This window comes from Ensifer sp. MJa1 (assembly GCF_037026475.1).
In the GTDB taxonomy this organism is placed as follows: domain Bacteria; phylum Pseudomonadota; class Alphaproteobacteria; order Rhizobiales; family Rhizobiaceae; genus Ensifer.
Map to the genome: position 1 here is coordinate 306,832 of NZ_JAKUMO010000004.1, position 20,498 is coordinate 327,329.

Annotated in this window: 17 protein-coding genes and 1 tRNA gene; 11 read left to right on the forward strand and 7 right to left on the reverse strand. The window is 63.4% G+C overall.

Features of this window, described 5'->3' with window-relative positions; translation table 11 throughout:
- Positions 1–328: 328 nt before the first annotated feature.
- The gene (locus MKZ91_RS08450) at positions 329–4,183 is read right to left on the reverse strand and encodes a peptidoglycan-binding protein (RefSeq protein ID WP_336169993.1); all 3,855 of its coding nucleotides are present in this window, start codon (positions 4,181–4,183) and stop codon (positions 329–331) included.
- A gap of 532 nt (positions 4,184–4,715) precedes the next feature.
- On the opposite strand from MKZ91_RS08450, the gene MKZ91_RS08455 reads away from it, so the two are divergent.
- From MKZ91_RS08455 to MKZ91_RS08480, 6 genes are all read left to right on the forward strand, one after another.
- Positions 4,716–6,512, forward strand: a complete 1,797-nt coding sequence (locus tag MKZ91_RS08455; RefSeq protein ID WP_336169995.1) for an acyl-CoA dehydrogenase C-terminal domain-containing protein — start codon at positions 4,716–4,718, stop codon at positions 6,510–6,512.
- Between the two features lie 65 nt (positions 6,513–6,577).
- Positions 6,578–7,786 carry an acetyl-CoA C-acetyltransferase gene (locus MKZ91_RS08460; RefSeq protein WP_336169996.1) on the forward strand — a complete coding sequence of 403 codons (1,209 nt, stop codon included), beginning with the start codon at positions 6,578–6,580 and terminating at the stop codon, positions 7,784–7,786.
- Between the two features lie 11 nt (positions 7,787–7,797).
- Positions 7,798–8,202 carry a YbaY family lipoprotein gene (locus tag MKZ91_RS08465; protein ID WP_336169998.1) on the forward strand — a complete coding sequence of 135 codons (405 nt, stop codon included), beginning with the start codon at positions 7,798–7,800 and terminating at the stop codon, positions 8,200–8,202.
- An 11-nt stretch (positions 8,203–8,213) separates the two neighbouring features.
- Positions 8,214–10,430: an FAD-dependent oxidoreductase gene (locus MKZ91_RS08470; protein ID WP_336170000.1), complete on the forward strand. Its 2,217-nt coding sequence runs from the start codon at positions 8,214–8,216 to the stop codon at positions 10,428–10,430.
- Between the two features lie 165 nt (positions 10,431–10,595).
- Positions 10,596–11,048 carry a GNAT family N-acetyltransferase gene (locus MKZ91_RS08475; protein WP_336170002.1) on the forward strand — a complete coding sequence of 151 codons (453 nt, stop codon included), beginning with the start codon at positions 10,596–10,598 and terminating at the stop codon, positions 11,046–11,048.
- Between the two features lie 50 nt (positions 11,049–11,098).
- Positions 11,099–11,932, forward strand: coding sequence for a methyltransferase domain-containing protein (locus tag MKZ91_RS08480; protein WP_336170004.1), 834 nt, complete (start codon positions 11,099–11,101; stop codon positions 11,930–11,932).
- A gap of 39 nt (positions 11,933–11,971) precedes the next feature.
- On the opposite strand, the gene MKZ91_RS08485 is transcribed toward MKZ91_RS08480, so the two are convergent.
- Positions 11,972–12,856: a DMT family transporter gene (locus tag MKZ91_RS08485; protein ID WP_336170006.1), complete on the reverse strand. Its 885-nt coding sequence runs from the start codon at positions 12,854–12,856 to the stop codon at positions 11,972–11,974.
- A gap of 191 nt (positions 12,857–13,047) precedes the next feature.
- Here MKZ91_RS08485 and MKZ91_RS08490 point away from each other — a divergent pair, with 191 nt between their 5' ends.
- Positions 13,048–13,629 carry a LysE family translocator gene (locus MKZ91_RS08490; protein ID WP_336170008.1) on the forward strand — a complete coding sequence of 194 codons (582 nt, stop codon included), beginning with the start codon at positions 13,048–13,050 and terminating at the stop codon, positions 13,627–13,629.
- 66 nt (positions 13,630–13,695) lie between these two features.
- On the opposite strand, the gene MKZ91_RS08495 is transcribed toward MKZ91_RS08490, so the two are convergent.
- Positions 13,696–14,169: an SRPBCC family protein gene (locus tag MKZ91_RS08495; protein ID WP_336170010.1), complete on the reverse strand. Its 474-nt coding sequence runs from the start codon at positions 14,167–14,169 to the stop codon at positions 13,696–13,698.
- Positions 14,170–14,303: 134 nt separating this feature from the next.
- Between MKZ91_RS08495 and MKZ91_RS08500 the strand changes: the two genes are divergently transcribed.
- Complete coding sequence (locus MKZ91_RS08500; protein ID WP_336170012.1) at positions 14,304–14,813, forward strand: winged helix-turn-helix transcriptional regulator; 510 nt, start codon at positions 14,304–14,306, stop codon at positions 14,811–14,813.
- Positions 14,814–14,856: 43 nt separating this feature from the next.
- Here the strand turns inward: MKZ91_RS08500 and MKZ91_RS08505 are convergent, their stop codons facing one another.
- A complete protein-coding gene (locus tag MKZ91_RS08505; protein ID WP_336170014.1) occupies positions 14,857–15,945 on the reverse strand; it encodes a calcium:proton antiporter in 1,089 nt (362 codons plus the stop codon).
- Between the two features lie 194 nt (positions 15,946–16,139).
- Here MKZ91_RS08505 and MKZ91_RS08510 point away from each other — a divergent pair, with 194 nt between their 5' ends.
- From MKZ91_RS08510 to MKZ91_RS08520, 3 genes are all read left to right on the forward strand, one after another.
- Entirely contained in the window at positions 16,140–16,802 is a 663-nt protein-coding gene (locus tag MKZ91_RS08510) for a S24 family peptidase (protein WP_336170016.1), read from the forward strand.
- A 13-nt stretch (positions 16,803–16,815) separates the two neighbouring features.
- Complete coding sequence (locus MKZ91_RS08515; RefSeq protein WP_336170017.1) at positions 16,816–17,670, forward strand: thermonuclease family protein; 855 nt, start codon at positions 16,816–16,818, stop codon at positions 17,668–17,670.
- A 146-nt stretch (positions 17,671–17,816) separates the two neighbouring features.
- Positions 17,817–18,227: a tellurite resistance TerB family protein gene (locus tag MKZ91_RS08520; RefSeq protein WP_336170018.1), complete on the forward strand. Its 411-nt coding sequence runs from the start codon at positions 17,817–17,819 to the stop codon at positions 18,225–18,227.
- Positions 18,228–18,237: 10 nt separating this feature from the next.
- On the opposite strand, the gene MKZ91_RS08525 is transcribed toward MKZ91_RS08520, so the two are convergent.
- The 3 genes from MKZ91_RS08525 to MKZ91_RS08535 form a co-directional block, all read right to left on the reverse strand.
- Positions 18,238–19,071 (reverse strand): transporter substrate-binding domain-containing protein, encoded by an 834-nt coding sequence (locus MKZ91_RS08525; protein ID WP_336170020.1) that lies wholly within the window; start codon positions 19,069–19,071, stop codon positions 18,238–18,240.
- Between the two features lie 139 nt (positions 19,072–19,210).
- Positions 19,211–19,285 (reverse strand) — tRNA-Gly (locus tag MKZ91_RS08530).
- Positions 19,286–19,365: 80 nt separating this feature from the next.
- Entirely contained in the window at positions 19,366–20,463 is a 1,098-nt protein-coding gene (locus MKZ91_RS08535; protein WP_336170022.1) for a 2'-deoxycytidine 5'-triphosphate deaminase, read from the reverse strand.
- Positions 20,464–20,498: the final 35 nt, after the last annotated feature.

Here is a 20,498-nt window from a genome sequence, read left to right on the forward strand (position 1 = left end):
AACGGCCCGCAAGGCGGGCAAACCTGTTAGAGTGGCAAGCAGTTCACCACGATTGAGGGATTATCTCGAAAAGCCGACACCCCTCCTTAAGGGCGAGGTGGCTTCCGTCATGCACTCCTGCAGCGCAGCACTTCCGCAAGGATCTGCCAAGGTCGCCGTTGGACCTCTGCTGCATCATTTCTTCCTTAGCCCGATTCCGATTAAGGAATTATGCAGCAGGCCCGACCTGTCAACCTTTTCAGCCACATGGCACACGGCTTCGCTACCTGCGAACCCGTGTCGCCCGGCTCTGCGGCTTTATTGCGGCGAGGACCGCACCCGCGGCAGGTCACGAGTTGCGCTTGAGCAGTTCCTTGACCAGCTGTTCGGTGATTTCGCCGGTCGGCTCCTGGCCGACCGACTTCTGGAATGCCTTGATGGCGGCCACGGTCTTCTTGCCCATCTGCCCGTCCGGCTTGCCGGCATCAAAACCGTTGTTGTTGAGGATCGCCTGGATGTTGCGGATCGCCTTCGACATATCGACGCTGGCGGTCTTGTTGGCCGGGCCGACCCAGGCATCCGGAACGTCAACCGTGTTGGCCTTGGCGTCGACCGGCATCACCTTCCAGGCCTCCGCCTTCTGCTTGGCGCTTTCGAGCTGCTCGGGCTTCATCGCCTTGGCAACCTCGTCGCGCTTGGCGGCAGCATCGGTGTCGCCTTCCTTGGCCGCGGCTGCAAACCACTTGTAGGATTCCGTCAGGTCCTGCGGCACGCCATTGCCACGGGCGTAGAGGACAGCGAGGTTGAACTGGCTGTCGCGAATGCCTAGCTCTGCCGCCTTGGCAAACCACTTCGTCGCCTTGGCAAAGTCCGGAGCGCCGTCACGACCACTCGCCAGCAGGACGGCGAGGTTGTGCATGGCGCTGGCATTGCCCTGACCGGCGGCGGCGAGATAGAGCGCCTTGGCCTTGGCGGCATCTCGCTCAACACCCGTGCCCTTCTCGTACATGGTTGCGAGGCGGTACTGCGCCGGAACAACGCCGGCATCCGCCGCACGCTGATACCACTTGGCGGCTTCGGCCATGTTTTCCTGGACGCCGCGTCCCTCGGTGAAGCGGGCACCAATCTCGTAAAAGGCCAGCGGATCGCCACCCTTGGCAGCCGTCACCAGCGCGACCGGGCCGAAGCCTTCCGGCAAGCCAATCTCGCTCGATGCGGCGGCGGGTGCCGGCGCGGTCGCCGCCGACGCATCCGCTACGGTGCTGGTCAAGGCGGCGCCATCGGCGGGAGCGTTGCCTGCCGGCGTCGGCTGGAACTCGCCAACCTGCGACACCGTTTTCGTTTCTGCGACCGGCGCGAGCATCGGCGCCTTATCCTCGACCGGCGTCGCGATCGTCGTTGTCGGCACGGCTGTCGCGGGCATCGCGACCGCGTTTTCCGTGACCGTTGCCGGCGTCGCAGCGGAACCGAGAGGAACCACGTCGGCAGGCCCGGAAGCCGCGACAGGCGTTTCTGCCGGCGCGACAGCCGCAGTCTGCGGCAGCTGGTCGTCGACAATCTTGCTGTCATGCCTTTCCGGAGCGGCCTGCTGCTCGATGATCGCTGCCGGCTCCGCCGGCACCGTCTCGTTGTTCTTCAGCATGTTGCTGACCAGCGGATAGGACATGATCGCCAAGAGCACGGCTCCGACTGCCATCAGGATCGGGCGGCGATGGCGGGCGAAGGCACCGCCGATGCCGCCGCTCTTGCCGCTTTCCCCGCCCTTGTTCAGGGTGTCGGCCTCTTCAACGGCAAGCTGGGCGGCACGGCGGGCGGCGGCAATGAAATCCGACTTGTCGCCGTCGGCAGGCTGAACGCCGGCCTTGCTCATCTGCCCGGCGCGCACACGCTCGAGGATCTTCTTGACATCGGGAACGCCAGAACCCGGCTCAAGCAGCTGGTTGGCCTCCTCCGGTGCAAGCATTTCGGACGGATCGATCGACGGCGCAGGCTCGACGAGCTGCCGCGGCTGATCGGGCGCCGGATGGGGGCGCTTGCCGGAAAAGCGCCGGGTCAGCCCGGCGAGCAGTCCCGTGCGGGCAGCCGCGGCCGGCGCACGTGTTTCTTCGACTTCGATGGTCGAGACCTGTTCTTCATCGGCAAGCGCCGTTACCGGCTCGGCAGCGGCCGTCATGGAATCCTGGTCTTCAGCCTGCAGGGCGCGAACGTTGCGTTGCAGGTCTTCGTAGCGGTCATCGAGATCGTTGCCACCGAAAGGATCATTGAAGTCCGGCTGGGCGGCCTTCGGCATCTGTGCGAGGTCGCGCACGATCGGCATCTCGGAGCGCGCTGCCATTGCCGGCTCGCGGTTTTCGATGCGCTCCAGCTTGTCGGCGATGTGCACGAGGGTCTCGTGCAGCGCCTCGAAGGTACGCGCCGTGCGCTCCTCGCTGGAACGGCTCAGGTCCTCGAGCGTTCTTAAGTCCTCGGCAAGGGCCGAGATCGCCGCAAGATCGCTGCCGGCTGCATGGCTCGGCGTGTTCTTTCCATAGGCTTCCATCACCGCTTCGGCCGCCTGACGGGCTGCCTCGACGATGTATTCGTCGCTGGTGGCGAAGTAATCCTCAAGCGCACTCATGCGGCTTTCGAACTCGGCAGGCATGGCATTGCTGCCGGAAGCACTGTCAACACGCGGCTGACTGACCAGCGTCGACAGATTGGCAATCTGCGCCTCGAGATTCTGCAGCGCTGCACGATCGTCGAACGGGGCGGAATAGGTTTCCTCCAAGCGCTGGGCGATACCGGCGAGCCGGTCTTCCAGGCGATCGAAACGAGGGTCGGTGGCCGGCGGTGCGCTGTGCGCGTCCAGGTCGTCGATGCGGCGCGCCAGATAGTCGAGGCGCTCGGCGAGCGCGTCGTTGACGCTACCTTGATCCAGCGCCTCGATCTTGCGGGAAATGTCCGACAGGTAATCGCCGAGATCCGACTGGGCGGTCCTGTTGCTGCGCTCCATCAGCAACGAAAGCTGATCGAGACGCTCCTCGAGCCGGGCAGCCGCCTTCTCGCTGGCGAGATCCTCGACCCGGGCAGTGAGGGCTTCGAGACGGGCGCCAAGGCCGCCATCGTTCGGGCGCGACAGGTTGTCGATCTGGCGCGAGAGATCGCCCAGCCGATTTTCAAGACGATTGACGAAGCCGCTGTCGAGACCGGGTGTGGTGCGGCTGTTGGCAGCGATCGCACGGCTGATTTCATCGAGCCGGCTGTCGAGGTCGGCAAATTGCGAGACGAAGCGGCGATCGTCGGGCTGGATCTGGCGGCCGAGCATCTCGATGGCTTCGGCGACGGCGATCAGCTTGTCTTCGAGCGCATCGACGGCGGAACTGCCTTTCAGGGTCCCGATCTGCGACTTGATCTCGTCGAGACGGTAGGCGAGCGCGACCAGTTCGTCGTCGCGGTTCTGATCAAACGCGATCAGCCGATCCTCGACGCCGTTCCAGCGGCTCTCCATGCGGCGCACGCTGTCTTCACGCGCCAGGCCGTCGATCATTGCGCGCAGTTCGTCGAAGTCACCACGCAGCGCATCGGCCTGGGCGGGCGACGCCTGGCGGCCCAGCTGCTGGATGCTGTCGGCAAGGCGCTGCATGTCGCCGCGCACGTCTTCTGCAAAGCTGTGGTCCTGCGCCTGGGCCTTGATGCCGCGAATTTCGGAGCGCAGGGAATTCATCTCGCGCGTCAGCCCGTCGGTAATGTCGCGCTTCAGATCCTGGCGCAGCCCGACCAGCGCTTCGGCGATGTCGTTGACTGAAGATGTCGGTCGCAACGGCTGGGCATGAAGCGACTGCGCGCGGGGCTCGCCGGCATAGCGCTCGGAGGCATGACGTTCGGCTGCGAGGCGTTCGGAGGCAAACCGATCCGGCTCGCGCTCAAAACGTTCCGGCTCACGCTGAGGCAAGCGGTCGCGAGGGGCTGGCCGTTCGCGCGTGGCGCTGAGGCTGCGCTGGCGCTGCATGATCTCGGCAACAGCGTCGCGCGTCGTTGAGGCGTCGCGGGTCTGCGGGCGTTCGCGCTCGGGCGGCCTTGGTGCTGCGTCGCGTGCCGCTCCGTTCATCAGGCCCTCAATGCGTGCCTCGAGCCCCTCGATGGTGCGGTTCAGGGCGTCGAGCGACGGCCGCTCGCCATAGGACTGACTGCCTGCACGCTGAGGATTTGATCGCGATCCATTCATTGTGTTCTTGCCCCTGTCGTCAGCCATCTCGAAAGACGTCACGGAAGAAAACAGCTTTCTTCACCCCTGTGGCGCTTCCGACGCGGGCAAAGCTACAAACGACACGACGCCAGGACTGGTTGCAGCTTCGACCATCTCAACACGCACCTTTCATGAAACGTGGTAAACAAGCAGTTAACCTGACCCGAATTTTTTAACGTTTTGGCAGGATAAAGCCGCCAACGATGGCATCGCGGGCCAATTCCCGCCTTCAAGCGAGCAGACGAAACTGCCCGCCGTGCAATTTTTGACGTTTACGCAAACGTCAAAATTTTGTAGCATCCCGCCAACGATGCGAGACCGCCTGGAGCATGCCGCCTTCACGTCGAATCACGGGAAGCGGAAAGATGCTGTAGAATCAAAATTCTAGGGCATCCTTCGTGCGTTCATCCGAACGCGCGGCACTCTGGAGCAGCGGCAGCGCATCCGGCATCCTGCAACCGGGTCGACGACGGAGATACGGCGGCCCGAAGCACCAAAAGGCGAGGAACGAATGCCCATCTACAAGGCCCCGGTCGACGATACCCTCTTCATCCTGAACGACGTGCTCGGCATCGAGCGCTACAACAACCTGCCCGGTTTTGCCGACGCGACGCCGGATATGATCGAAGCGATCGTCGGCGAGGCGGCCAAGCTTGCCGAAGAGGCTCTGTTCCCGGTCAATCTTTCCGGTGACCAGGAAGGCTGCAAGCGCCGCGACGACGGTTCGGTGAGCGTGCCGAAGGGCTTCAAGGAAGCGTTCGACCTTTACCGCGAAGGTGGCTGGCTTGGCCTTGCCGTGCCGGAGGAGTTCGGCGGCCAGGGCCTGCCCTATACGCTGCACACTGCCGTCGGCGAATACATGTCGTCCGCCAACATGGCGCTGACCATGTATCCGGGCCTCACCCAGGGCGCGATTGCCGCGATACTCGTTCACGGCACCGATGAGCAGAAACAGGCCTATCTGCCGAAGATGGTTGCCGGCACCTGGACCGGCACGATGAACCTGACCGAGCCGCATTGCGGCACCGACCTCGGCCTGCTGCGCACCAAGGCGGTACCGACCGGCAACGGCGCCTACAAGATTTCCGGCCAGAAGATCTTCATCTCCGCCGGCGAACACGACATGTCGGACAACATCATCCATCTGGTGCTCGCCCGTATCGAGGGTGCGCCGGAGGGCGTGAAGGGCATCTCGCTGTTCATCGTGCCGAAGTTCAAGCTGAATGCCGATGGCGAACCGGGCGAGCGCAACGGCGTTTCCTGCGGTGCCATCGAGCACAAGATGGGCATCCACGGCAATTCCACCTGCGTCATGAACTATGACGAGGCGGAAGGCTATCTTATCGGCACGGAGAACAAGGGCCTCAACGCCATGTTCGTGATGATGAACGAGGCACGCCTCGGCGTCGGCCTGCAGGGCCTGTCGATCGCCGAAATCGCCTACCAGAACGCCGCCAACTATGCCCGCGACCGCATCCAGGGCCGTTCGCTCTCCGGCCCGAAGGCACCGGACAAGAAGGCCGACCCGATCATCGTGCATCCGGACGTGCGCCGCACGCTGATGACGATCAAGGCGTTCAACGAAGCCGGCCGCGCCTTCACGCTGTGGACCGCGCTGAAGTCCGACATCGCGCATCGTTCCGACAATGAAGCTGACCGCCAGACCGCCGACGACATCCTCGGCCTGATGACGCCGATCCTGAAGGGTGTGCTGACCGACAAGGGTTTCGACCACGCCGTCATGGCGCAGCAGATGTTCGGCGGCCACGGCTACATCGAAGAACACGGCATGAGCCAGTATGTTCGCGATGCCCGCATCGCGATGATCTACGAAGGCGCCAACGGCATCCAGGCGCTCGATCTCGTCGGCCGCAAGCTGGGCCTCAACGGCGGCCGCGCCGTCATGGCGCTGTTCAAGGAAATCGGCGACTTCTGCGAGGAAAACCGCGGCGACGAGAAGCTCTCCGCCTACACCAAGGCGCTGAAGAAGGGCCTCAACGACCTGCAGGCCGCCACCATGTGGTTCATGCAGAACGCCATGGCCAAGCCCGACAATGCCGGTGCCGGCTCGACCGACTACATGCACCTCTTCGGCCTCGTCGTTCTCGGCTACATGTGGGCAAAGATCGCCAAGACCGCCGAGGAAAAACTTGCCTCTGGCGAAACGGCGCGCGCAGACTATCTGAAGAACAAGCTGATCACCGCGACCTTCTTCATGGAAAGGATCCTGCCGGAAACGGCCCTGCGCAAGGCCCGCATCGAAACCGGTGCCGACACGCTGATGGCGCTCGACGCGGCCGCGTTCTGAGCCGTTCGATTTCACAAGTGTTTGACGGGCAGCACCTGACGGTGCTGCCGAAAGGGAGATGAGACATGACGAAAGTCTTCGTTTACGACCACGTGCGCACGCCGCGCGGCCGTGGCAAGAAGGACGGATCGCTGCACGAGGTGCCGTCCGTTCGCCTTGCGGCCAAGATGCTGGAAGCGGTGCGTGACCGCAACGACCTCGATACGTCGACCGTTGACGACATCATCATGGGTTGCGTCGATCCGGTCATGGATGCCGGTTCGGTGATCCCGAAGGCCGCCGCCTTCGAGGCCGGCTATTCGACCCGCGCGCCGGGCATGCAGATCTCGCGCTTCTGCGCCTCCGGCCTCGACGCCATCAACTTCGGCGCGGCCAAGATCGCTCAAGGCGCTGACGATATCGTCATTGCCGGCGGCGTCGAATCGATGTCGCGCGTCGGCCTTGGCATGTCCGGCGGCTCCTGGTTCATGGACCCCTCGGTTAACCTGCCGGCCTTCTTCATGCCGCAGGGCGTTTCGGCCGACCTGATCGCCACCAAGTACGGTTTTAGCCGCGACGACGTCGATGCCTATGCGGTCGAAAGCCAGAAGCGCGCCGCGCGCGCCTGGGAAAAGGGCTACTTCAAGAACTCGGTCGTGCCGTTCAAGGACCAGAACGGCCTGACGATCCTCGACCATGACGAGCACATGCGTCCGGGCACCGACATGCAGGCGCTCGCCTCGCTCAACCCGTCGTTCCAGATGCCGGGCGAAATGGGCGGCTTTGAAGCCGTCGGTATCCAGGCGCATCCGGAGATCGAGAAGATCAACTACGTGCACCACGCCGGCAACTCGTCGGGCATTGTCGACGGCGCCGCAGCCGTGCTGCTCGGCTCCAAGGCCGGCGGCGAGAGCATGGGCCTGAAGCCGCGCGCCCGTATCCGCGCCTTCGCCAACATCGGCTCGGATCCGGCGTTGATGCTGACCGGCCCGGTCGACGTCACCGAGAAGCTGTTGAAGCGCGCCGACATGAAGCTGTCGGACATCGACCTCTTCGAACTCAACGAAGCCTTTGCCGCCGTCGTTCTGCGCTACATGCAGGCCTTCGACATCCCGCATGACAAGATCAACGTCAACGGCGGCGCGATCGCCATGGGCCATCCGCTCGGCGCAACCGGCGCGATGATCCTCGGCACCGTGCTCGACGAGCTGGAGCGCCGCGATCTCAACACCGCGCTGGTCACGCTCTGCATCGGCGCCGGCATGGGTACGGCCACGATCATCGAAAGGGTCTGACGATGGACGTGATGCGCCGCTCCCTTCTCGGACTGATGGGCCTGGGGCTGCTTGCAGCCGCCGGCTGCGTCTCCGACGAGGAGGAAGGCGGCAACAGCTTCACGCTCACCGGTGCGATCTCCAATGTCGCAAGCGGCCCGGTTCCGGCCGGCACCGTCACGATCCGGCTCGAAGAGCAGGGCGTGATGGATGTTGCCGCCAAGCTGATCGCTGAGACATCCATCGTCAGTGATGGCAAGGCCAACCGCGTACCCTTCGTGCTGCAGGTGCCGAAGCCTGAATTCGACAAGGCGGTCGATGCGGGCTTCACCATCCGCGTCGAGCGCGACGGGCGGCTGATCGCCACAAACACCAGCAAACAACGTTACAGCGGCGGATCGAACGTCTCGCTGCGCATCGAACCCATTCTCTACTGAGGGGGAGAACCATGACGAATTACACCAATTTCAAGATCGAGACCGACGCCGACGGCATCGCGCTCGTCACCTGGGACATGCCTGAGAAGTCGATGAACGTCTTCACCCAGGAGGTGATGGAGGAACTGAACGCCATCGTCGACCGGACGACGGCCGACGCTGCGGTCAAGGGCGTCGTCTTCACGTCCGGCAAATCGACCTTCTCCGGCGGCGCTGATCTGTCGATGATCAAGTCGATGTTCACCTTCCAGCAGGAAGAAAAGAAGAAGGATCCGGATAACGCCGCCCAGAAGCTGTTCGACCTCGTCGGCCGCATGACCGGGCTCTTCCGCAAGCTGGAAACCTCCGGCAAGCCCTGGGTCTCGGCGATCAACGGCACCTGCATGGGCGGCGCCTTCGAGCTCTCGCTCGCCTGCCACGGCCGCGTCGCCTCCAATTCGAAGTCGGTGAAGATCGCGCTGCCGGAAGTCAAGGTCGGCATCTTCCCGGGCGCCGGTGGCACCCAGCGCGTGCCGCGCCTCACCAACGCGCAGGACGCGCTGCAGATGATGACGACGGGTTCGTCGCTGACGTCGGCCCGCGCCAAGGCGCTCGGCCTCGTGCATGAAGTGGTCGACGCCGACAAGCTCGTCGATGCCGCCAAGGCGATGATCAAGAACGGCCTGAAGCCGGTCCAGCCCTGGGACGAAAAGGGCTACAAGGTTCCGGGCGGCGGCATTTGGACGCCGGCCTCGGCCCAGCTCTGGCCGGCCGCTTCCGGCATCCTGCGCCGCGAAACCTACGGCAACTATCCGGGTGCCGTCGCGATCCTGAAATGCGTCTATGAAGGCCTGCAGGTTCCGTTCGACACCGCGCTCAAGATCGAGCAGCGCTACTTCACTGAGATCCTTCAGACCACCGAAGCCTTCTCGATGATCCGCTCGCTGTTCGTCTCGATGCAGGAACTCGGCAAGGGTGCCCGCCGCCCGGCCGGCGTACCGAAGTCGGAGTTCAAGCATGTCGGCGTCGTCGGCGCCGGCTTCATGGGCGCCTCGATCGCCTATGTGACGGCTGCCGCCGGCATCGCCGTCACGCTGATCGACCGCGACATGGAAGCAGCCGAAAAGGGCAAGGCGCATTCGGAAGGCCTGGTCAAGGATTCGGTCGGCAAGGGCCGCCTGACCAAGGAAGAGGGCGAAGCGCTGCTTGCCCGCATCACGCCTTCGGCCGACTACAACGATCTGAAGAGCGCCGGCCTCGTCGTCGAAGCCGTGTTCGAAGATCGCCAGGTCAAGAAGGACGTGATCGAGAAGGTAGAAGCGGTTCTCGCCGAGGATGCGATCTTTGCCTCCAACACCTCGACGCTGCCTATCACCGGCCTTGCCAAGAACTCCAAGCGCCCCGGCCAGTTCATCGGCATCCACTTCTTCTCGCCGGTCGAGAAGATGATGCTGACCGAAGTGATCCTCGGCAAGGAGAGCGGCGACAAGGCGCTCGCAACAGCACTCGACTATGTCGCCGCGATCAAGAAGACGCCGATCGTCGTCAACGACACCCGCGGCTTCTACGTCAACCGCTGCGTCTTCCGCTACATCCACGAAGCCTATGACATGCTGATCGAAGGCGTGCCGCCGGCAATGATCGAGAATGCCGCCAAGATGGCCGGGATGCCGGTCGGCCCGCTGTCGCTCAACGACGAAGTGGCGATCGACCTCAGCCAGAAGATCCTGAAGGCCACCGTCGCCGACCTCGGCGAAAAGGCCGTCGATCCGAAGCACCTGGCGCTGATCAACAAGCTGGTCGACGAACTTGACCGCCGCGGCCGCAAGAACGGCAAGGGCTTCTACGAGTACCCGGCAAAGCCCGCCAAGAAGTACCTGTGGCCGGAGCTGAAGACGCTCTATCCGCAGAAGAACGCCGATACGATCGACGTCGAGGTATTGAAGCAGCGGTTCCTGGCAACGATCGCGCTCGAAGCTGCCCGCACCATGGAAGAGGGCATCGTCACCGACCCGCGTGAGGCCGATGTCGGCTCGATCCTCGGCTTCGGCTTTGCGCCTTACACCGGCGGCACGCTCTCCTACATCGACGGCTTGGGCGTAAAGGCCTTCGTCAAGATGTGCGACAAGCTTGCCAAGGACTATGGCGACCACTTCAAGCCGACGGCACTGCTCAAGGAAATGGCCGAGCGCGGCGAGACCTTCTACGGCCGCTTCGACCCCTATGGCGAGAAGAAGCAGGCGGCGTAACTTCCGCTGGATCGAATTGGAAACAGGCCCCGCACGGGCCTGTTTCCATTTTCGGGCCTTGGTTCGCGTGGGTCACTTGGGGGACCGCCCATCCAAGCGGCCATCAGACTGTTACGATTGCCATGCTAGACCTCTCGTGGTCGAGACCCCAACCGCAACGAAGCCATGACCAAAGTCCTTCTCCGCCCTGCCCTACCGGGCGACGAACCCTATCTGCGCTGGCTGGAAGAAGCCTGCATGCGCGATTATGCGGTGGCGCTGTGGGGCAGTTGGCGACCACGTCCGGCCAATGCGCTGATCCTCAGCGAGCATCGCATCATGGTTGCCGACGAGAAGGATGTCGGCTGCGTTTCCTTATTCCGGCGCGACGATCACCTCTGGGTCAACAAGCTCTATGTCGCGCCCGGCCACCAGAAACGCGGTTATGGCGCCGTGGTCCTCAAGCAGGTGATGGAGGAAGCCAGGGCGATCGGCCTGCCGCTCCGCCTCAGCGTGCTGACCACCAACCCGGCGGTCGCCTTCTACCGGCGCGAAGGGCTGCGCATCTACGCGGAAACCGTCGAACGACGCTACATGACTTCGGAAGCGCAAGCCGACAGCCACACGCCTCCTGGTTGACGCCCTCCTTTGCCGAGCGCATCCTTTCCGGGATCAGAGGGGGAACCGCCATGAGCGAGCCTGATCTCTATCTGCTTGGGCGCGCCGGGCCAGAGGAAGAGCGCCTGAAACGACAGATCGCCAATCTCGCGCCTGACTCCGACCAGCAGCTCGAAAGGATCGGCATCCGGCCGGGCGAACATGTCGTCGATTTCGGCTGCGGTCCCGGCGGCGTGCTGCATCTCCTTGGCAAACGGGTCGGACCGACAGGCTCGGTGCTCGGGATCGAGCGCGACCGGCATTTCGTCGCGCTTGCGCGCCGCTTCGTCGAGAGCCACGCGCTGCCCCAGGTGGAGGTGCGCGAGGGTGACGCCTATGCGACCGGGCTGCCGCGCCGCTCGTTCGACGGCGCCCACATGCGGCTGGTGCTCGTCAACGTGCCGCGGCCGGAACTGATCGTGCTGGAAATGGTGTCACTGGTGAAACCCGGCGGCTGGATCGCCAGTTTCGAGGCCGACTTTCTCGCCCATATCTGCGACCCGCCGCTTGCCGCCTGGGATCGGCTGCTTGCCGCCTATGTCGCCTATTCCGCCGCCAGAGGCATCGATCTCCACATCGGCCGCCGGGTGCATCGGCTGTTTCGCGATGCCGGGGTCGAGGACATTTCGGTCGATGCCGTCGAGCATGTCTACCCGCCCGGCCACGACCGCCGACCTATCCTCAGGGATTTCATCAACAATGTCCGCGGCGGGCTCGTCGGCGAAGGCTTCATCACCCAAGCTCAACTGGATGCCGATCTGGAAGCGCTCGACCGGCATCTTGCCGACCCGAACGTCCTCGTAACCTCACACCTGTTCTTCCGGCTGACAGGCCGCGTGCCCGAGGCGCTCGTCATCAGAGCATAGGCCGTACTTCCGTCCGGAACCGCTCTGTTTGCGCAACATCTACACAGGTGCGCCGGCGCGTCGATGAGCCAGGCGCTCGCCGACGATGATCAGTACACCGGCCGCGAAGATCAGCGCCGCACCGGCAAAAACGTTCATCGCCGGCACATCGCCCCAGATCAGAAAGCCAAGGCCGAACGCCCAGACAAGCGAGGTATATTCGAACGGTGCGATGACCGAGATCGGCGCACGACGCATGCCCTCGAACAAGGCGAATTGGCCCATGCCGGCGATGACGCCGGTGCCCGCCATCAGCGCGACATCGAAGAACGCTGGTGGTGTCCAGAAGAAGCCAACGGCAAGCCCGGTCATGGCGATGAAGAAGACGTTGGAGATGGTCATCTGCACCAGGGTCGTCTCCTGCAGCGCGGTTTTGCGCAGCATCACCGTACCGATCGCCCAGAAGACGGCGGCCATCAGCGCCAGTACCACCGGCAGCGATAGTTTCATGCCGGTGCCGAGCGGGTCACAGGCGACGAGCACGCCGACGAAACCGACGAAAACGGCAAACCAGCGGATCGGCGGCACGTCTTCCTTCAGCATCGGCACCGCGAGCAGCGTGACGATGATCGGCGCCGCATAATAGAGGGTCGTCATTTCGGCGAGGCCGAGGTCGCGCGCCGCGTTGAAATAGGAGAGCCAGGCGGCAAGCAGCAGCAGGTTGCGCACGAAAAGAGGCTTGACCACTGGCGACGCGATGGCGTCGCGCACCAGCTTGCCGCGGCCGATACCGAGGCAAAGCACGAGGATGGTGATGCTGCGGATAAACAGGATCTGCCACACGGAGTAGCCGACGACCAGCCATTTGACGGACGCATCCTGCAGCGAAAACAGGAAATAGGAAAACGTCGTCATGACGATGCCAGACAATACGGTCTTGTTCATGGAAGCCTCGATCGCGCCGGCAGATGAGCGGCGGCGCCGTCTGATAGCGCGGTCGCGCCAGGCAAGGAAGAGGCGTCGCAGCCGCAGGCTGTGGCGATTTCTTGGCATGGTCCCTTGATGGAGATCAAGAACCGGCTCTTGCGTGCCTGCTAGAAGGCAGCGATAACAACCTCGAAACCAGGTTCACAAACATGCAGCCGCTTGCCTTCGCCCTTGCCGCACTCGTCCTGCTCGCAACGCCGGGACCGACGAACACGCTGCTGTGGCTTTCCGGCGCTTCGGTCGGCCTGCGTCGCTCGCTGCCATTGCTCATCGGCGAACTCGGCGGCTATCTGGCCGTGATCATTCCCGCCGTGGCGTTGCTGGCACCCTTTCTCGCCGCTCACCCGCAGCTTGGCCTCGCGCTCAGGCTCGCCGCCGCCTGCTGGGTCCTCTATCTCGCCTATGCCCTCTGGACCACCGATGCTGCCGACAGTGAAGGTGCGGTTATTTCCGTTCGCCAGGTCTTCATCACGACGCTGCTCAATCCGAAAGCGCTGATCGTCGCTCTGGTGCTGCTGCCGCAAACGGGACTGGCCGCGGTTTCGCCTTGGATAGCCGGCTTTTCCATGCTCGTCGTCATCGCCGGATCGACCTGGATCAGCGCCGGTGCCGCACTGGTGCAAATGTCGAAGAGCTTGCCGGCTTCGCATCTGCCGCGCCGGATCGCGGCCGTCTGCCTCACCCTGTTTTCGGTCGGGATCGCTGGCAGCGCTATTGCGGCCATGCATTGAGATATCCCCGCAGACCGGAAACGGCCAACGGGGATCTGATCGTCTTGCGGGCAATGTCGCTGCGAGTCAGGCGGCCGCCGCCGTCTCACCAACCTCCTTTGCCAGCGCTCCGATCAACTCCTCCCAGCCTTGGCGCCGGTATTCGAGCTTGTCCAGGCCATCGAGAAAGGCGACCTGTTCGGTGAAGACGATGCGCGTGCCATCGCCGTCAGGCCGAATGTCGACCGTCGCCACCGAGGCGGATATCTTCCGATCGTTCTCGGTCATCGTATAGGCAGAGATGATCCTGATGTTCTCGACGATGTCGAGATAGACGGTGTCGTTGTAGTAGATCGTCTTGCCATCCTGGCTGAAACGCCCGCCCTCCCGGCCGCCGACACGGAAGTCGTGGCTGTATTCGGCGATCGGCCAGCCGTCCGCCTTGACGAACCAGCGCTCCTTGGCAGCGGGCACGGAGAAAGCACGAAACACCTGTTCCGGCGTCGCCTTGAAGCGGCGCTCGATGGTAAAGCTCGCATGTTCCACGGATCTGTTGGTCATTTTCCTCGTCTCCTCCGGCGCCGGAATGTTGGCGCCTCTCAAACTGAATCTATTTTACAACTGCTATAAAAATGAAAGCAGTTGCACGTTATCGCCACTGATGCGATAATGCAAGCGGTTTTAAAGAGGTGCCAATGAAGGACGAGATACGCTCGGGCTGCCCGATCAATCTTTCGCTGGAAGTGTTCGGCGACAAATGGAGCCTGCTGATCATTCGCGACATGATCTTCGGCGGCAAACGGCACTTTCGGGAACTGCTGCGGTCGCAGGAGGGCATATCGTCGAACATCCTGGCCGACCGGCTGAAGATGCTGGTCGAGCAAGGCATGCTGACCAAGGCCGACGACCCCACCCACAAGCAGAAGGCGATCTACAGCCTGACCGAGATGACGATCGCGCTGGTGCCGATCCTGGCCCAGCTTGGGGCCTGGGGGCGGCGCTACCTGCCGGTCAGCGAAGAGCTCAGCATCCGGGCAGAGCTGATGGAAAACGGTGGGCCGGAACTCTGGGACCGCTTCATGGACGAGTTGCGACGCGACCATCTTGGCAGTCCGCTCGACGGACCGCCGCGCGTTCGCGCGACATTGCAGGCGGCTTACGAAGAGGTTGTCGCCCGCAACCGCGCGACACGGGCAAACGGCTGATCGGCGAGACGCAGATCGCAGCAGCACGCCTGGGCAGCACCGGTCAAAGCCCGATCGCCGAAAGCATCACAAAGGTCGCGAACAGCACGAAATGCGTCATGCCCTCGATGGCGTTGGTCTGGCCGTCGTTGAGATTGATCGCGGCAACGATCAACGTAATCGCCACCATCACCGTCTGGACCGGCGACATCGCCATCAGGAACGGCTGGCCGGTATAGAGCGCAATCGCTTCCATAACCGGGACCGTCAGGATGACCGTCGAGAGCGAGGCGCCGAGCGCGATGTTGACGACCGCCTGCATGCGGTTGGCGAGCGCTGCGCGCATCGCCGTCATGATTTCCGGAGAGGCCGAGATTGCCGCGACCACGATGGCGGCAATCGCCGGCGGCGCCCCACTCCCCTTGAGACCGGACGTCAACAGTGTCGACATGGTTTCAGCCAGTACGCCGATCACCACGATACCGAAGACCAGGATCAGGATTGACGGCAGCACCGGCTGGCCCGGGGCGTCCTCTATCGAACTTCCCCCGCCCTTCGCCTTCGGATAGCTGTAGCTGAAGAAATAGCTGTGCGCGCCCACCTGCATGCGCAGGAACAGGGCATAGAGCGTGATCATCGCGCCGATGGTGAACACCGAATAGAAATGCCATTTCGCCGCCGGCACGAATTCCGGAACGACCATCGAGATCCCCATCGCCGTCAGGATCATCACGCTGTAGGTGCGGGCGGAATCGTCGTTATAAGGCTGCTCGCCGTGTTTCAGGCCGCCGAGCAGCGCCGCCAGCCCGATGATGCCATTGATGTCGAGCATCACGGCAGCGTAGATCGTGTCGCGCACCAGCGTCGGCGAGGTCTCGCTCGTCATCATGATCGCGAGCACGACGACCTCGACCAGGACCGCAGACAACGTCAGGATCATCGTGCCATAGGGATCGCCGACCTTGGATGCCAGCACCTCCGCATGGTGGGATACGCGCAGCGAGGCAAGCACGATCGCGGCAACGAGGCCCGCGGCACCGACGAGCGTTGCCAGACGACCCATTTCGAGAAGCTGATGCTCCAGCGCAAAGCCGGCAAATGCGGCAGCGACGGCGACGATCAGCAGACGTTCCGACCCCATGCGCGCCAGCAAGACCGCCTCTTCCGGTAAACTCTCCAGTCTCTTCGCGCGACTATAGGCTGAGCGACCCTCAAAGAAAATGGCCGGGGCTAATGACCGGAAAAGGACTATTTTCCTTCCAATTCTTTACCGCTCCCTGCCGTTTCGGTACTGTGATTCGCATTGAACCCAGCAAGCGGCCGGCTGTCCGGTCCGGATCCTTCGTCATGTTGTCTCACGGCACGATCTGGCACGCCATCGATGCATTGGCCGAGCGCCACCAGCTCTCGCCCTCGGGTCTTGCGCGCCGGGCCGGCCTCGACCCGACGTCCTTCAACAAATCCAAGCGTCATTCCGCCGACGGGCGCGAGCGCTGGCCCTCGACGGAATCCATCGCCAAGGTACTGGAAGCAACCGGCGCGACGATCGACCAGTTCGCGAGCCTGTTGCGCCCGGATCGCACGCCGGCAGACGCGGCCGAACAGGTGCCACCGGCAGCAGCGATCCCCTTGATCGGCTTTGCCCAGGCAGGTGCGGGCGGCTTCTTCGACGACGGCGGCTTTCCCGCCGGCCAGGGGTGGGACGTCATCGACTTTCCGAATGCGTCATCGCAGCAGCAGAGCGGCATCTACGCGCTCGAAGTTCAGGGCGACAGCATGCTGCCGCTCTATCGCGATGGCGATATCCTGATCGTCGATCCGGGCGCACAGGTCCGGCGCGGCGACCGGGTCGTCGTCAAGACGCGTGACGGCGAGGTCATGGCCAAGATCCTGACGCGCCAGACGCCGCAGATGATCGAACTCCTGTCCCTCAATCCCGAGCACCCGAACCGGAGCTTCGAAATCAGCCAGGTCGAATGGATCGCCCGGATCATCTGGGCCAGCCAATAGGATGCCACTCCCGATGCGGCAGCATTTCTACACCCTTGCCGGCGGCATCGCCGCGATCGCCCTTTTCACAGGCATCCTCTATGCGGGCGCGAGTGCCATCCGTGACCGCGAAAGCGCCGCAACGCCCGAACTGGTCCTGGAAACGCCGGACATGTCGGACCTCGAGTCGCTACCGGATACGCCCGAAGCCGGCAGCGACGTTCCATTGGACCTTGGCTCGCAAGGCGGTACCGCTGCCGGGACCGGTCCTGCTGATGGCAGCGGTCCGAGCGACAACGCCACGACAGAAACGACGGCCCGCACCATCGAGCCGCAGCAGTTCGGCCTGCCGGAGACGGTGACGAGCGCGCCGCTCGAACGGGTGGAGCCGCGCGCCCCCTTGTCGGAGACGGACAAGGAAGCCAAGGCTGCAGCAGGGCCGACGGTTCTCTATCGCCCCGTAGCGGTCGCCGCCGGCGTGCTCCAGTTCGACAAGCTCACACTGCAGATCGACGGAATCGAGCCTGAGCAGGCGGACAGGACCTGTGAAAGCGGCGGCAAGAGCTGGCCTTGCGGCGTTGTCGCGAGAACCGCCTTCCGCAACTTCCTGCGGGCTCGCGCGGTCAGCTGCGACATGCCGCAGGGCAATGCTGGCGCGTCAGCCACGGCGTCCTGCACCCTCGGCGGGCAAGATATTGCCACCTGGCTGGTCGACAATGGCTGGGCGAAGCCACTTGCCGGTTCGGCGCTTGAAAAGCGCGCCGACGCTGCACGCGAGGCAAAGCTTGGTTTTTATGGCGACGACCCACGCGATCTCAACCACAGGCCGATGACCTTCGACGATCCGACCTCGGGAACCGGGATGGACGGGCTGCAACCGGACTTGTAAGCAGCAGCAGCAATTCCCAGCTCTCAATCGTTCAGACCATCTCGTTCTCTTGAAACAATGAGATGATCCAACTCCTTGAAACTACGCAATCCCGGATGGAAAACCGTTTTACACTTTCCTGGAATTGCCTACCGCCGGAAGATCCCATGCTGCCAAGCCTCAGCCACCACGAAGCCCTCGTCTACGTCATGGTGATGATGTCGGCGGTCGACCGTGAGATGAGCGACGACGAATTTGCCCGCATCGGCCGGCTGGTGCAGTTCCTGCCCGTCTTCGACGGCTTTGACGAAGACAACCTCGTCCATATCGGCCACGAATGCTCCGCCCAGCTGGCAGCGCGGGAAGGATTGGACATCGTGCTCGAGATCGTACGCGAGGCACTGCCGGAGAAGTTTCACGAAACGGCCTATGCGCTCGCAGTCGAAATCGCCGCTGCAGACCAGCGCATCCGCAATGAGGAGATCCGCCTGCTGCAACTGCTTCGCGATCGCCTCGGCCTCGACAAGTTGACCTGCGCGGCGATCGAGCGCGGTGCGCTCGCGCGGTTCCGACGGTAGTCGCAACGGATCAGTAGATGCCGTTCGGGAAATAGCGCAGGTAGATTTCCTCGAGTCGGCCGCTGCGTGACAGCGCCAGAAGCGCGTGGTCGATTGCCTGCGTCAGGGCAGGTTCGGATTTGCGGTTCATGATCGTCAGGCCTTCGCCGAGGAAGCGCTGCGAGAAATAGGCGCCGTCGACGAGCGCGCAACAGCCGGCCGCCTCACTGCCCGAAATCCAGAACGAAAGCTGCATGCCATCGGAAAACACCGCCGGCACCTCGCCCTTCCTGAGCGCGGCCAACATGGCGTCACGATCCGGGAAGACCTTTGCCTCGATCTTCGGGAAGAAGGACTTGAACATCGCTTCGTGCGTCGTACCAGCGACGACGCCGACCGATTTTGCCTTGAGATCCTGTGGCCCTGAAACCGCGCCGGCTGCCTTGGCATTGATGGCGAAGCGAGCGGGGAGCCGCATGAAGGCGCGCGAAAAGCCGAAACGCTGGCGCAGTTCCGGGCCGACGGCGATGCCGGCAGCGACGGCTTCGCCCTGCCCCTGTTCCAGCGCCGGCAGCAGTTCGGCATAGGTCACCGCCTGGATCTGGCACTTGGCTTCGATCTCGAGTTCTCGGCAGATCTCGCGCACCAGGTCGACGTGAAACCCGGAAAGCTTGCCGGATTGGTCGATGAAGTTGAACGGCGGGAAGTCGACGGTCGTGAGGAAGCGCAGGCGTGCAAGGCCCGTGAGGTCAGGCTTGGCGATACGCTCGCGCGCGTCGAAGAGCGTGGGCAGATCCTTCGGCTGTGCCGCAAGCGGGGTTGCAATCAGCGACGCGCACAGGGCGAACAGGGCGAAAAATCTCATGGGAAACGGGCCGACGCCTATCAAATGTCAGCGGCTGCAAACCGCGGTCGATTCATGTGTCGCCAGACTAGCCGGATCGGCGACAACAGACCATAGCCCTTCGTCGGGCGAGATACGGAGCATTCCGTTCATGAAAAAATGGAGCGGGTGATCGGGATCGAACCGACGACATCAAGCTTGGGAAGCTGGCGTTCTACCACTGAACTACACCCGCGATACCCCCGAAATTTCCCGAACCGCGGCGATCTGTCAAGGACCCTTCGCGACATCGCCGCGAAGCTCCCGGGATTTCCGTCACTCGGCGCGGAAGTGCTTGGAGAGTTTCAGACCCTGCGCCTGGTAGTTGGAGCCGACGCCAAGGCCATAGAGGCCGTCGGGCCGCTCCAGCATATGTTCGTAGACAAGGCGCCCGACGATCTGACCGTGCTCGAGAATGAACGGTACCTCGTGGCTGCGCACCTCGAGCACCGCACGGCTGCCGCTGCCGCCGGCCGACGCATGGCCGAAGCCTGGATCGAAGAAGCCGGCGTAATGCACCCGGAACTCGCCGACCAGCGGATCGAAGGGGGTCATCTCGGCGGCAAAGAGCGGCGGAACATGCACTGCCTCGCGCGAAACGAGGATGTAGAACTCGTCCGGATCGAGGATCAACTCGTCGCGCCCACGGCTGTAGAGCGGCTCCCAGAAATCGAAGATCGCATGCTGCGCCTTCTTGTCGACGTCGATGACCGCCGTGTGATGCTTGCCGCGATAACCGATCAGGCCCTCGGGCCCGGTGCCCTTCAGGTCGATCGACAGCGCGATGCCGCCGCCGCTGACATTGGGCTTGTCGCTCGCCACCAGCACGTCGCTCTCGTGCAGAGCCAGCAGTTCCTGTTCCGACAGCAGCGACTGGCCCATGCGGAAGCGGATCTGCGACAGGCGCGAGCCGCGGCGCACGACGATCGGGAAGGTGCGCGGGCTGATTTCGAGATAGAGCGGACCACTGTAGCCGGCCGGGATCTTATCGAATTCCTGGGCGCGATCGGTGATGACGCGGGTGAAGATGTCGAGGCGGCCGGTCGAGCTCTTCGGATTGGCCGAGGCCGACATGCCCTCCGGCAGCGCCAGACTCTCCACCAGCGGCACGATGTAGACGCAGCCGGTTTCCAGAACCGCACCGTCGGTCAGGTCGACCACATGCAGCTTCAGCCGGTCGAGCTTGTCGGCGACGAGGTGCGACGGACCTGGCATGAAGCTCGCGCGGACGCGAAATGCCTTGGCGCCGAGGCGCAGATCGAGGCTTGCCGGCTGGATCTGATCGTCATCCAGCGGCCTCTCGCTCTTCAGGCGTCCCGTTTCGAACAGCGCGGCGATCGCGCGGTCGGCCAAAATCCCAGTGTTGCGGGCCATCGCAGTCCTCTTTTCAGTTGCGAGACAAAACCAAA

Excerpts from the sequence above, each read along its gene's own strand:
- MKZ91_RS08450 (WP_336169993.1), bottom strand. The coding sequence starts at position 4,183 with ATGAATGGATCGCGATCAAATCCTCAGCGTGCAGGCAGTCAGTCCTAT.
- MKZ91_RS08455 (WP_336169995.1), top strand. The coding sequence starts at position 4,716 with ATGCCCATCTACAAGGCCCCGGTCGACGATACCCTCTTCATCCTGAAC.
- MKZ91_RS08460 (WP_336169996.1), top strand. The coding sequence starts at position 6,578 with ATGACGAAAGTCTTCGTTTACGACCACGTGCGCACGCCGCGCGGCCGT.
- MKZ91_RS08465 (WP_336169998.1), top strand. The coding sequence starts at position 7,798 with ATGCGCCGCTCCCTTCTCGGACTGATGGGCCTGGGGCTGCTTGCAGCC.
- MKZ91_RS08470 (WP_336170000.1), top strand. The coding sequence starts at position 8,214 with ATGACGAATTACACCAATTTCAAGATCGAGACCGACGCCGACGGCATC.
- MKZ91_RS08475 (WP_336170002.1), top strand. The coding sequence starts at position 10,596 with ATGACCAAAGTCCTTCTCCGCCCTGCCCTACCGGGCGACGAACCCTAT.
- MKZ91_RS08480 (WP_336170004.1), top strand. The coding sequence starts at position 11,099 with ATGAGCGAGCCTGATCTCTATCTGCTTGGGCGCGCCGGGCCAGAGGAA.
- MKZ91_RS08485 (WP_336170006.1), bottom strand. The coding sequence starts at position 12,856 with ATGAACAAGACCGTATTGTCTGGCATCGTCATGACGACGTTTTCCTAT.
- MKZ91_RS08490 (WP_336170008.1), top strand. The coding sequence starts at position 13,048 with ATGCAGCCGCTTGCCTTCGCCCTTGCCGCACTCGTCCTGCTCGCAACG.
- MKZ91_RS08495 (WP_336170010.1), bottom strand. The coding sequence starts at position 14,169 with ATGACCAACAGATCCGTGGAACATGCGAGCTTTACCATCGAGCGCCGC.
- MKZ91_RS08500 (WP_336170012.1), top strand. The coding sequence starts at position 14,304 with ATGAAGGACGAGATACGCTCGGGCTGCCCGATCAATCTTTCGCTGGAA.
- MKZ91_RS08510 (WP_336170016.1), top strand. The coding sequence starts at position 16,140 with ATGTTGTCTCACGGCACGATCTGGCACGCCATCGATGCATTGGCCGAG.
- MKZ91_RS08515 (WP_336170017.1), top strand. The coding sequence starts at position 16,816 with ATGCGGCAGCATTTCTACACCCTTGCCGGCGGCATCGCCGCGATCGCC.
- MKZ91_RS08520 (WP_336170018.1), top strand. The coding sequence starts at position 17,817 with ATGCTGCCAAGCCTCAGCCACCACGAAGCCCTCGTCTACGTCATGGTG.
- MKZ91_RS08525 (WP_336170020.1), bottom strand. The coding sequence starts at position 19,071 with ATGAGATTTTTCGCCCTGTTCGCCCTGTGCGCGTCGCTGATTGCAACC.
- MKZ91_RS08535 (WP_336170022.1), bottom strand. The coding sequence starts at position 20,463 with ATGGCCCGCAACACTGGGATTTTGGCCGACCGCGCGATCGCCGCGCTG.